Genomic DNA, 13,576 nt, shown 5'->3' with positions numbered 1-13,576 from the left:
TTAATAAGAAGTAATGAAAAAGTAAATGACGCATAGTTAATTAAAAATGTTAAAATCAAATATAAGTGATTAAACAGTAAAATGGTGAGTTTAAGGATTCAAATATAGAAATTCTAAAAAGAGCAAAACTGTATCTATGATTGATTAATCTCAATTGATAGTTTGTTACTATCAAACAGTTTGAAAAAATATTTATATTCTTAATTAAGATTGAATGAAGGGTTATGCTTCATTTTTGAACCATTTGACAAGAAAAAACAATTGGAGGAAGTCATGATTATGAATATGCATCAATACCAGTGCCAGCCTTTTAAAAGACGGTATTAAGTTAAACTGTTAATACTAATTAAAATAAAGATTAAATACTACCCCCCTTTTGGAACCCAGTCTTTAATCTTATATTTTTGAAGTCTTCAACCTTTACATTTTTTTGATGGAATACGCTAAAAGAAACGATCAAAACAAGACAAGTCCACTCATATCTGGCATAATTTTAACACAAAACTAACCAAGGATTTGCTAGTAGCACAATTAGTCTCTTTAATGAATGATCGGTCCCAGGATTACAAATAAAAATCTAAATAGTGATTACAGTTATGAAGGTCTGTCAAAGTTAAAAGGCGGAAAGTCAGCAATGGATAAGGGTGCTATTGTTTTAAAATATTACAGTGAGAAAAAACCATGGAATGAGGTAAAAATATACTTGAATGAACATGTATTCAATATGGTTGATAAGCCTTCAGTTTCAGGACCCGGAAAGGAATTTAAAAAAGATCATTAAGACAAATTCAAAATTAAGAGAACAATGGTGTTAAAATATATACTTATCAATGCTGGTTTTATTCTGGCAGGCTTTTTAATCAGTTACCTTATTAATTTTGCAAAATGGTTTAACCTTAGTCATCCTCATGACATGGGATTATCAAATTTATTTTTGAGTTCTGCTCTTTTCGGCATCATAGGCTTTGCCTTTACAGGTTATTTATTTTCTGATAATAAAATATTATTAATTATCTCAGCCATAGCAATTATTGCTCTGGGCGTTTTCTTAAAATGGTTATTTTAGGTTATTGCTACTAGTAATTAATTAGAAAGTTCTTTAACCAAATAAGAGCAAATCAAATAAACGTAATTACAATGCCCATGTCGCTAAGGTATATCATCGAAAATTCTTTAAAACCAAAAAGGAAATATAAGAGCCCTATGAATTGAATGTAGTAACAGGATGGATTAGAAATCTCATTTCCCTTTTGGAATCCAGTCTGTAATCTTATATTTTTGAATTCTTCAACCTTTACATTTTTTTAATGGAATACGCTAATAGAGAGGACCAAAACAAGAAACGTCCGCAACAGACTGATAAAAATATCCAAGCCAAAACTGCACAACGCCTTGCCAGTGGTGAATTGAGTTTAAAAAACGATGGACCAGCACCTGGTTCAAGAATGAATAAATCATCCCTGCCCGGTGGTGTAATGCAGAAAATGGAAAATTCATTCGGTACTAGCTTCTCGGATGTCAATGTACATAAAGACTCTTCAGAGGCTACTAACTTGGGAGCTAAAGCTTTTGCTCAAGGTAATGATGTCCATTTTGCACCGGGTCAGTATAATCCTGAAACCAAATCCGGACAGGAATTGATTGGTCATGAGCTTACTCATGTTGTTCAACAGAGACAAGGGAGAGTCCATCCAACTATTCAAGGCAAAGGCATGGCTATCAATGACAACTCACAGCTCGAACAAGAAGCTGATGTAATGGGTAAAAAGGCAGCTGAGGGGAAAGAAGCAAATGTAAGCGGAATTGGTAGTGGGGTGCAGAGGAAAAACGATGGTGAAAAAGAAATTTTAAATGAGCTAGCCGCAAGATCTAAAGATGAAAAGAGAGAATATAAATATGGTTCAAAAGAAGTAAAAGACATAGCAAAGGAATTAGCAGATGAGAATTTTTCTAAAACAATTGATGAGCCAAACTTTGCTGAAAATATACTTCAAGACTTAAATACTGACATTAGGAAAATTTTTGATAATATCAATAATGGCCAAATGAGTGCAATTAATGATATGCAAACTTCAATAAATGATAAATTAGCTAAAAAAGAGTTTGCAAGATCATGTTTTTTTGGTGCAATAGGAATACTAAATGCTTGGGCTCCATTATTGGCTTCAAGAGCGGTATCTACAATTGAACAAAATATAAAAACCAAGGTTTTACATGCTTCACCAAATCTAAATATTACAAAAATAAAGTTACCAGTATTTGCTCAAAACATTAAAGCATTTGGAGAGTCCACAATGAGATCTGCAGTGGTCTCCACTATTTCAATTTTTAATTCGTTAATAAAAAATAAGCCTGAATCTGTATCTAATAATATTGAAAATATTAATAATAAACTTTGTGACCTTACTGAATATAGTATCCATAATTTAATTTTAAATATTTCTCAAGCTTATAAAGATAATCAATCAGATAAAGTAGTACTTGATGGATTTACCTTAGGTAGTTTGAAAGCAGGTATAAAAATAGAAGTACTTAAAACTATTTTCCCTGAGTATTCTCAATATTTGGGAGAAAACACAATAACAGGAATTTCTAATCATGCTAGGAATGAGTTTTTAACTCAGATCATCCTAAACAGTGGTAAAATTGATAAAGGTTCATATTTCTCTGATCCTTCGATCATAGGAAATAAAAACAAACAAGGGGGGGCAATGGTTGAACATGCTTTAAATGCTCTAGGTGGTGAAAGTGTTTTTTCCAACCAATTATCAAATCCTAATGAGTTTGCATTTGCTTCATTAAACTCATCATTGAGCCATATGGGTCTTGAAATTAATACTACTGATGAAATAAAATTGAAAGCAAAAGAAACCAATTTTTTAAATCAAAATAGAGGCTTTCATTTAAAGGTAATAAATGAAAAGTCCTTTAAAGATTTCTTGGCCGACAAAGAAATAGTTACTGATAATCATTACTATCCAATGGATGGCCCTATAAAAGAAATGAAAGCTAACTATCCAAGTGATTATTCAGTATTATTCAATTCTGCAACAAGTTATATGTTTAATTATGATAATGTCTCTTTAAATGATGTTAGGGTATGGATTCATCCAACAGAATATTCATCAATACTAGACGGTAAGATTAAAGATATTAAATCTTTTACATTAAAATTTCTAACTTATGGAAATGCTAGTGTTATTAAAAGAGAAGCTTCAAGAAATGGTAGAAACTTTAGTTCAGACGGCACTTATCAATTAAGTGGATTAAATCACATTAAAGTAAATTTTTAGCAAATGAAAAAAGTAGTATTATCCCTAGCAATATTATTTATATTTTCATTATTATCAGGTTGCGATACCAAGACTACTAAAAGTATTATTAATTCCGAATTAGTAAAACGAAATAATGGGTTGATAGGCGATAAAATCACTGGTTTTTCTATAAATCCAAAAGATAGTAACCAGTGGCTTTTACGATGTTATGATCGTTCATATATCACTCGCAACAAAGGCTTATCCTGGGAAATAATCAATCCAGCAAATGAAGACATTGTAAACTACCCTGAGTTTAATCGCCAGGGAGAACTGGTTATGTATGATGATTATGCACTATACACTAAAACTGCAGAATCTAACTCCTGGACTAAACATATAATTCCAGACTCACTAAAGGTAAACTTTATAAAAACAAGTCCATCCGGATTAGTGTACTGGTTCTTTCAAAAAGAGGATCCTGAACAAAATTATTTGGCGACCCAACTGGATCTTTCCGGCCTCATGGCAATTAACAATAATACTCTTGATAGCTTGAAAAACAGGCAAGCTAAATATCAATATGATTTGTTTCATGACACAAGCTTTGTTTTAATAAACGGTGGTCACCTTCTTTTTAATAATCCCGAAAATGGAAAGATTCAAAAAAGAATGAATGGTATTGAAAATGCTTATATCGAAATGCTGATTCCGGATCAAAATAACAATGACAGGATCTATGCGATACAAAATGGACTCTATAAAATGGATATGGATACTCAATTTTTCTTATATGAGTCTAATAATTTCGGAGAGTCATGGTCACTTATTGATAGTGCAAAAAGAACAGAAGATATCCTAAAAAAACCTGAAATTAAATCAAATTATCAAGCTTTGAAAAAGCGAATTTCTAAAAACCCAAATGATAAACTTTTTAATAATTATCAAATTCAGGTAAATGACAGTACAATTTTATCTACTCTTAATAATGAATTGATATTATATAATATTATTAACAATGATCAGAATGTAATATTAAAGGACTATGAGTTAGTAAGAAGTATTGGGAAATTTAAACAAGAAAATTATATGTATACTGCTCTTCCGCAGTTAAGTACTAACCAATTAAAAATCCTATTCACTAACGAAAGTGGAGGTATTCAATTAGTTACTTTCACTTTGTAATTTGTTAGATATAATATTTTTTGAAAGAATTACAACATAAATAATAATCAAGGTAAAATCCTTTGAGACAAAGGTAAACCTATTATAAATTTGAGTTAAGACTTAATAATATCAGAACCATGATAATCTTTTTAATAAGAAAATCAACTTGAATTGATTTTTAAAATGAATTATATAAAAGAAATACTTTTAATTCTCCTATTAATCGGCTTAAAAAGTTGTAGTAACATTTCAGATTCAGAATCCTTATTCGTTGATAAAGGATTAAATTCTACTTCGGAAATTCACATTTCTTCAGATGGAAAACTGGCTTACTTTAATGACTCAAGCTATTTATCAGTTTATGATCTAAAATCAAAAACCAAGACTCTATTCCCAGAGATTAAAAGCAACGGAGATAATTATTGTTTTATGAATCAATCTATTTCTTTAGTTGATCGCAAAACTGAATCATTCGTAGTTTATGATTATTCAGGTAAACAATTAAAACATCAGACTTTTGGAGTTGATTCATCCTTTAAACCTTACTGGTTTTTTTTAGATTCAAACCTTATTATTAATACTGATTCTGGTTCTTTTGTTTTTAACAATCACCATCAAGAAAAAAAATTCTATCCCACTTCTGTTAAAGGACTATTTCAAGATAATAAAAATGATTACGTCTTATCTACTGATTCATTATTTGTATATGACAAAAAGATAAAGCCAACTTTATTAAATTCCTTTTTTGTAAATACTGGTTTTTATAGAAAATATGAAATTCATAAAATAGATAATGTAATTATTATCATCAGTGAGATTGATAGTGAGACTTCCAGAGTAGTTTCATTTAATATTGATACTCAGAAAACAAGCGTTCTAGGTGAATTTAATAATTTGAATAGAGCAAATAGACAGTTCATCAACTGTCGGATTGGTAATAGGCTTATTCTCGGAATGGGTAATCAGGTTATTGATATTACCGATGAATCTAACTTGTTAGCGGAAGCAAATGATCCTATTGAGAATATTTTTAATCACAAAAAAGATCTACTAATCATTACCAATAATGAGATTTTCACAATTTCTCCTGATAAATCTATTAAATCAATAATAAAATCAGAAAACGATTCTTTTACTAATACAGTTCTGTATAATAATAAATTATACTACCCTTCAATGGGTAAGATTAATGTAATACCCCTTTAAGCAGAACTCCAATTATACAAATTTTGACCTGACTCCTAATTTAATATCAAACAAAAAAGAGCAGCCATCTCTGGCTGCCCTTCATTTAAACATGCGACTCTTAAATACTTTTTATCTCATTATACTAAATCTCTTAATAACCGGTTTTTGCATGTCATCAGTTACAATCTTTAAATAATAAATACCAACAGGCATTTCCGCAACAGGAATAGCTTCATTTGCTGACTGCAAACGTCCCTGGCTCACAAAAGATCCGTTGATACTATATATCTCATAATCAAGCCCTCTACCCTTTGCGGCAGGCCATTTCAATTTGATTGAGTTCCTGGCTGGATTAGGATAAACCAGTATTCTGTCTTCAGCCACCTGATCATCGATACCAGTAATAATGTTTGGTTGTGGTAGCTGGTCAACATCGACATATGTACCCTGGACAATCTCTTTTGTTTGCTGAATGTCCTGTGCACGGAACAAATAGGCTACAAACCTATAGTCTTCATCAAGTTCCAAATCACTATAGTAATCTGTCTTCCAGGTAAGATCAACTTCAACACTTGATGTATCAGCAGCAGGCCAGTCTCCTTCGATAGTTATACCTCCAGCATTTGGAATAAACTTCCGCAGAATATTTTTATATTCATTATCGCCTACTTTTAAAGACTTTTGAACCAAACCAACCATCAATACCAAGTCACCTTCAAAGTCTTCAATAGTTATATTCTTAGTAATGATTGCCTTCAGACTAATGCTATCTGTAAACTCTTCTTTTTTAAGTTCAAGATCGAAAGGTGCAGTAATCAGTGATTTCCTGTCATATACAGTTTGTCCGAAGTCATTTTCATCTACCAGAAAGTTAAGATCTTTGTTAAACTCGCCATCGAACACTGTCCTTGGCGACTCACTTATACCATAATGTAACCTCTTGGCACTAAAGTCTTTTCTATTCAATTCATAAACCGGATCCCCAGGAATATCTGGAATGTGGTAACGAATATCTATAACCTCATCTTCTTTACCATCCAGTAATTCTTCAAGGTAATCATTAGCAATTTGATAATCCGGAGAATTAACATTAGTAAAAGTTTCAATTACCATCATCCTGTTTCGCTCCACAATCGAGAACTTGTCAATTGCAAAGCCTCTTAATTGCTCATCAATCGGATTATCTCCATTAGAACCAAAAGCAAATCTGAATTTCACCGGCTGAGCAGCTTTAATTTGTTCCTCTTTAACATCATTAAGCTGGTAGGCTGCCCTTTGCCAATCAAAAATTCCAGTCCAGCCTTCCTGATCTAAATTATTAATTCCCGATCCAGGCAATCCGAGTAGGTTTTTGTCATTATACCACCCGATTCCAGCGTCTTTGTTTCCAAATTTCTTCCATGTTTCGCCCCCATCAACTGTATATTCAACAATTGCACCATCTGCTTGCTCATCAGTTTCAGAAGCAATGGTTAAATCCATCATCGGAAGACTAGTTTTATCTAAAATGAAACAAGGTGACTCAAGAAATGATTTTTCATTGTTATAATAGGTGCCACTATTTTCACTAGTGGCCCATACCCCGTTTTGACTATTAAACTGAGGTAGCTTAACCCAACTTGAATTCACTTCAGACCTTATCTCTCCGGATGAAATCCATCCGGGATAAGTATCACTATTAAACGTTTCGAAGTAATTAAACACTTCAATTACAGGTTGGATAAAAATTCGATTCGTTATAGTCGTTTCACAACCTGCATTAGAAGTTGCAGTTAATGAAATATTGTACATTCCATTAGATTCAAATGTATCTTCCAATGGAACCATTTCCTTATAAAACTTTGTTTTAGCTTGTTTATTAATATAGTTCCATTCCCAGGAATCTATATCCGTCACTTGCAAAACTTCAGAATTAAGCAACTGAGGAGTTACTTTAGTATTGTATTCAGAGCAACCACCCAGATATGAAAAATCAATTTCAGGATAAGGAGTTACATTAATGAAACCTGTAGGCGAGATATTCACGCAACCTTCTTTACTGGTAACCTTTAAACTTACAGAATAAGCACTTTCGCGATCAAAAGTTCTTTTATCTTTGGCCTGGGTTAGTGAATCACCATCACCAAACTTCCATACATAGGATGCTTCATCTAGCTTTATACCGTTAATATCAAATTCAACAGTATCGCCAACACAAGCTTTAAGAGGAAAGTCAGTACTAGCTTGAGGTAAAGGAACTACTTTTAAAGTAATTGGACTAGATTCCTGAGAGCAGAAATTCCTATCTTTATTTCCTTCATTATGAACATATTTAAATGAATACGATCCAGTTGGAAAAGCTGACGGAATAAATTCATTAGAAGGATATATTTTGTAAGAACCACCTTCAAAGCTGTATTTAATATTACCAGCAGTAGTATCAGGATTATGGTCCGCATTGGTCTCATTAAAACTATATGAGATCTGGATCTCCTTACTATTATCCTTACAAAAAGTTCCGGATAAATCAGATAAGTTTATTTTAGGGTTCGGATTTGCTTTTGGATAAAAATATGCAACAGTTGAATTCGTTTCATAATCATTAATATCCTGAGCCGGACAACCAGGTCCAATGTAAGACATAACCCTCCTTCTATTTCCTTTAACCCTCAATCTAAAGTTCTGAATGTCTAGCGGAATATTTGATGGTATATTAAATGATCCTGAAACCAAATAACCATCAGGCACATCTTGTTCAGTATATGTATTTACAGGTATTTCATGATAAGAACCATTATAATAATAGTAAATATATAACTGGGTAACATCTGTAAAAAAATAATTAGTTACTGTTTTACAGCCATCCACATTTATATAATTCGACTCATACTCCTGGTCATTTAACCTAAACTTAAAAGTTGTCGAATAACCACGTAGGTCTCCTACACACAGATAGTTAGAATTTGAAATTTTTGAATCCGGATCAAAACTGATAAAACTACCTGAATTATTAATTGTTACATCTATAGATGATGGTGGATCAGCAACACATGTTATATCTCCATGATTCAGCTTTGGCTGATAATAGACAGTGTTTTGCCCAACAGGAACTCTTGTAGGATAAAACCTATAAAAACCTGAACCTGGACTTGTTTCAAAAACACCATCCCCATAATAATAATTCTCCAAATTGGGATTATTCGAAGTAGAAGACCCTCCATTTAAGACTACATAATTTTCATCATTATCAAAGATATTGTCAGTTTGACTAGTATTTAATAAGTTAAAATCTTGTACTTTCGGTGTTTCTTTGACGGTGAGAGTAAATCCTGAGGCAATGACATCATCTGGATTCCCATTATTTCCTGAAGGTATAACTACAGCGAAAGAATGATTATTTACTAAATAATCCGATTGAATAATAGCAACACCTCTAATTAAACCCAGCTCTTCTGCTTCAAAACTTATTTCATAAAGTCTATTGATTGTTTTATCTTTCAGACGGTAGTTTATTTCATCATTATCTGAATATCCTGCAGGTTTATTAAAATAAAATTCAATTGTGTCATTTTGACAAAATACACCTTGATCAAGAAATTCTCCTCCTGACCCTTGAACAAATAATTTCCCTCCCTGAGAAAAGGAAGTTAAGGATAATAAAAATCCTATTGAAATTAAAACGAACCTCATTACTTAGTAATATTCTGACGATATAACTGATCAATTTCATTTTGATTTAATGCTTTATTATAAATAGCTGCATCATCACCAATTCCATCAAAATAACTTCCAAATAAGTAAAATGTATTTGATGGAATTGTCATTTCAAATCCTTCTTCTTGAATTTCTTTCCCATGCAATTTGCCATCTATATATATAGAAGTTTCTCTTTCCCCTTTTTTATACGTAAAACATACAAATTTCCACTCTGAAATATTTTGAATCTCATCTGATAATACAGACCTATACCCTGCTCCACTTTTCTTTACATAGCACGAAAGTTTATTTATAATGTTTGTTGCATAACCAAAATAGTAGGAAGAAGATTGAAATAATCTTTCCTGGCCTTTTTTATCCTCACTTCTTTCTGCTTTTGCCCAGGCTGTTAAAGTAAAATCACTGTCAAAAATAAATTTATCATTTTGAACTTCCAGCCATTGATCAAAATCAGATAAAAAAGCACTATTTTCATTTCCATATCTATCTGTTGTAAAGCCTCCATTAGTTCCTTTTTTAACTAAATTAGCAGCTTCTCCCACTCCACTTTCATCATTATAATTCCCATTAAACGGATAGAAAGCTACAAGTCCATCGCGAGGGATGTCAATTACTTCACCATTGTCTGGAGTAACTTCTTCCTTAGCACATGAAAGGTTTATTACAATTAAACATAGTGATAACAAGGCCATTACGCCTGTGCTGATTTTAAAAATTCGCATGTCAGTATTTGTTTTTGGTTGAAAAAAATTCCTTATAAATAGTAAACGTGCATTCACTATTTACTCTGCAATACTAGTAATATTTTTTAATTCTGAAATCCTATTTCCAAACTATTTTTTGTAATGTCAAGATTATTGATTTATTGTCATGAAGTGTCATGAGATGTGAACCAGGATTTAAAGGATTTAAAAGGATTAACCAAGATTTATTAATCCTTTTAATCATTATAAATCCAGGTCAATCCAGGTTCACCTACCGTAATAAACTAGCCTGCACCCATTGCTATTCCAGATGTTAGTGAAACGCATCTGGAATCAAAATACATCGGGATTTCAAATTCCTTTTATTAATAATTCGATATGCCCTTCGGAACTTGTCGAATAGCATAAGGATTTACCAGCTAGTGGGAACACAAGTCTGTGCAACATTTTATGAACTGGCTAGTGGAGACACAAGCCATGACCACAGCGTTTTGGTGTGTGTCCCCACACACCATGATTAAATCCTGAGAATAATGGTTCAAATTCCTATGTTCACCAATAAAACAACACCAGCGAGACGCAGGCGCCAGGTGTTAGGAGTTGTGGATTGGTATCAATATTATTTCAACCGGCTAGTGATGACACAAGCCAGGACATTTTGCTGTTCGACATGTTCTGCAAGGCATGTCGAACCAAGAATAAGAGCAATTTGAAATCGCTTCTATTATTAGCTCCAGATACACTTCGCTAATACTTGTGCTGACACTTGTCGTCAGTATCAATTAATACACCCGCTGACATAATGAATCTACCTTTTAATTATTCAAAATCCAGGTTAATAATGCAGGTTCAAATTATCATATTCTGTCAATTCTACTCCCCGTATTCGATAAGCTTTTCTGTGATTATATCTAATTTCTTATCAATGTCATTATCTGAAAGGTAATTCAATGCATCTTCTTTAAGCTTTTGTAAATTTCCCGGAGAGGCGTTATCCATAGCTGAATCAGCTTTTAACTTTTCGGGCGTTAACCTGAAATAGTCATGCTTATCTTCTTCTTTCAACGTATCATATATCTGACATAAATGATGGTCAACCGTCTGCGAATTGCCTTCCATCATAATATCAATTAATGGTTTTATCCAGTTCAATGGACCCCAGTTTTTTACTTTATCGTATTCATACTGTTTAGGAGAACTACCTGTTCCGAGCGACAATATCATCATATCCTTAGCAGTCGGATTTTTAATATCGCCAAATTCCATGGTTCTGGCTTCGGAATATGAAACTAAAGCTGGGTTATTAACAAAAACACCTCCATCTATTAATGGAAATGGTGTATCAATCTGATTTTTTACATGCGCACATTCAAAATATGTCGGGGCTGCCGATGTTGCTCTTGCCACGTCTTTTACTTTGAAATTATAGATATCATTTTTAGATAAATGCTGTTTAAAGAAGTGTGGCTTTCCGTTTAAAATATCATACGACGATATAATACATGGTTTGATTAAATCCGAAAGGGTTAAATCTTGAAAAGTATCATTTAATGCATTTTCTAATGCCTTGGCATTAAACTTTTCATCCATATTGGCTTTAATATATTCCTCCCATAAATTCAAATCAAAAATATCACCGCCTTTTTCCAGATAAAGATTGACTGCCTCAATAGCCGAAAATTTAGGTTTATTATTTTCACCGGGAACAAGATAAAACAGGACTAAAATAGCCCCCGTACTTGTTCCGGCCATAAAATCGAAATAGTCTGCCAATTTGGCTTCAGGATTATTTGTTCTATCCTGGAGTTTCTTTTCAAGGCGAGTAAGGATTAATCCCGGGATAATTCCTCGGATTCCTCCTCCATCGATGGATAATATTCTAACTTTTTTCATAGTATAACAGGCATGGTGTATAATAAGTTATACATATAATTTAATAAAATAAACCGGCAAAATGTAAATCGCTATCAATTAACATTCCTATCTGACCTCAATTTCCCACAACATATTAGAGCATATCTCTTCTACTATAAATCACTTAAAATGATTAACTTATAAAACTATCAAACCACACCTTACCATGGACAGACGTAAATTCCTCAGTTCGTCAGGCCTAGCCATCGGCCTGACTGCTGCACTACCAGCAACTTTAGCAGCAAATACTAAAAGAACAATTATCGATGACCCTAAACCTCTTGATGGAACCTGGGAGAGTGTCCGATCACAGTTCCTTATCGATATCAGCCATATTCAAATGGCTCAAATGCTTCTCGCATCGCATCCTAAACCAGTGCGTGATGCTATTCAAAAGCACCGTGAAGAATATGACAAAAACCCGGTTATTTATTGGGAGGAAAATTCTGACCGGGCAGAATGGGAAGTAGCAAAAGCAGCTGCAAGATATATGAATGTCCAACCGGAAGAAATAGCTTTAACTGATAGTACTACAATGGGAACTTCGCTTTTGTTCAATGGAATGAAGCTTAAGCCCGGAGACGAAATTCTATCGACAACACACGATCATTACGTCACCGATAAATCTATCGATTATGCCTGTGAGAGAACCGGTGCTATAGTGAAAAGAATTGATGAATATAAGGACCCAAGAACGATAACTGTTGAAGAAGTTAAAAATAATATTGCTAATAATATCACTGATAAAACACGTGTGGTAATGGTTACCTGGGTACATTCATGTACCGGAGTAAAGTTACCTATCAGGGATTTAGCAGATGTTGTAGAAGAGGCAAATGCCAGCCGAAGTCCGGAAAATAGAATTTATTTTGCTGTTGATGGTGTCCATGGGTTTGGAAATCAGGATGAAGATATTTCAAAGCTAGGTTGTGATTTCTTCTCTGCAGGAACACATAAATGGATTTTTGGTCCTCGAGGTACCGGTGTACTTTACGGTAAACGTGATGCATGGGATTTTATCCGTCCAACTATACCTGCCTTTTCAATGAATCCATATATTATGTGGATGGGGTATCCGCCTGAAGGCGAAGTGACATTTAATCAATTGATGAGTCCTGGTGGATTTCATGCCTTTGATCATAGGTGGTCATTAAATGCTGCTTTCGATTTTCAAATGGAAATGGGCAGATCCAACGTTCATCAGCGAACTACCCAACTTAACTCCAAACTAAAAGAAGGAATAAAAAATATTAAAGGAGTTGATCTACTTACTCCGGAAGATCCAAATCTATCTGCTGGAATTAATTGTTTTATCGTGGGTAAGCAAAACACTAATGATTCTGTGAAGCATTTCCATGACAGAAATGTAATTGCAAGTTCATCACCGTATCGAATTTCATATACTCGACTTACTCCATGTGTTATTAACACTGACGATGAAGTAGATCAGAGTCTGAATGTGCTTGAAGATATTTTGAAGATATAGTTTTAACCTATTAAAATATTCTTTGGTCGTATTAGGGTAATTATAAATGTGGGGCGCAACATATTGCGCCCCTTTATTCTACATATAAACGCAATAAAACGATCGAAATATATTTCTTTGTTTTTAGGTTATTATTATCCGTAATTATAGCATTAGGTAATTCTTGC

Annotated in this window: 9 protein-coding genes; 6 read left to right on the top strand and 3 right to left on the bottom strand. The window is 33.2% G+C overall.

Annotated elements, in window-relative coordinates:
- The first annotated feature begins 547 nt into the window (after positions 1 to 547).
- The 5 genes from HH304_RS11795 to HH304_RS11775 all read left to right on the top strand — a co-directional run bounded on the left by HH304_RS11795 (position 548) and on the right by HH304_RS11775 (position 5,627).
- The gene (locus tag HH304_RS11795; protein WP_169681665.1) at positions 548 to 781 is read left to right on the top strand and encodes a hypothetical protein; all 234 of its coding nucleotides are present in this window, start codon (positions 548 to 550) and stop codon (positions 779 to 781) included.
- Between the two features lie 24 nt (positions 782 to 805).
- Complete coding sequence (locus HH304_RS11790; RefSeq protein ID WP_169681663.1) at positions 806 to 1,066, top strand: hypothetical protein; 261 nt, start codon at positions 806 to 808, stop codon at positions 1,064 to 1,066.
- A 241-nt stretch (positions 1,067 to 1,307) separates the two neighbouring features.
- Positions 1,308 to 3,293, top strand: coding sequence for an eCIS core domain-containing protein (locus tag HH304_RS11785; protein ID WP_169681660.1), 1,986 nt, complete (start codon positions 1,308 to 1,310; stop codon positions 3,291 to 3,293).
- Positions 3,294 to 3,296: 3 nt separating this feature from the next.
- Positions 3,297 to 4,439 (top strand): hypothetical protein, encoded by a 1,143-nt coding sequence (locus tag HH304_RS11780; protein WP_169681658.1) that lies wholly within the window; start codon positions 3,297 to 3,299, stop codon positions 4,437 to 4,439.
- Positions 4,440 to 4,604: 165 nt separating this feature from the next.
- Positions 4,605 to 5,627, top strand: a complete 1,023-nt coding sequence (locus HH304_RS11775) for a hypothetical protein (RefSeq protein ID WP_169681657.1) — start codon at positions 4,605 to 4,607, stop codon at positions 5,625 to 5,627.
- Positions 5,628 to 5,738: 111 nt separating this feature from the next.
- Here the strand turns inward: HH304_RS11775 and HH304_RS11770 are convergent, their stop codons facing one another.
- From HH304_RS11770 to HH304_RS11760, 3 genes are all read right to left on the bottom strand, one after another.
- Positions 5,739 to 9,278: a PKD domain-containing protein gene (locus HH304_RS11770; protein ID WP_169681654.1), complete on the bottom strand. Its 3,540-nt coding sequence runs from the start codon at positions 9,276 to 9,278 to the stop codon at positions 5,739 to 5,741.
- Positions 9,278 to 10,027, bottom strand: coding sequence for a LamG domain-containing protein (locus tag HH304_RS11765; RefSeq protein WP_169681652.1), 750 nt, complete (start codon positions 10,025 to 10,027; stop codon positions 9,278 to 9,280). Before HH304_RS11765 ends, HH304_RS11770 begins: the two co-directional genes overlap by 1 nt.
- A gap of 855 nt (positions 10,028 to 10,882) precedes the next feature.
- Positions 10,883 to 11,902, bottom strand: a complete 1,020-nt coding sequence (locus HH304_RS11760) for a patatin-like phospholipase family protein (RefSeq protein ID WP_169681650.1) — start codon at positions 11,900 to 11,902, stop codon at positions 10,883 to 10,885.
- A 187-nt stretch (positions 11,903 to 12,089) separates the two neighbouring features.
- Here HH304_RS11760 and HH304_RS11755 point away from each other — a divergent pair, with 187 nt between their 5' ends.
- Positions 12,090 to 13,409: an aminotransferase class V-fold PLP-dependent enzyme gene (locus HH304_RS11755; RefSeq protein ID WP_169681648.1), complete on the top strand. Its 1,320-nt coding sequence runs from the start codon at positions 12,090 to 12,092 to the stop codon at positions 13,407 to 13,409.
- Positions 13,410 to 13,576 lie beyond the last annotated feature (167 nt).

Source organism: Marinigracilibium pacificum (genome assembly GCF_012926615.1).
Lineage (GTDB): Bacteria > Bacteroidota > Bacteroidia > Cytophagales > Cyclobacteriaceae > Mangrovivirga > Mangrovivirga pacifica.
This window is presented reverse-complemented; position numbering and strand designations above follow the sequence as displayed.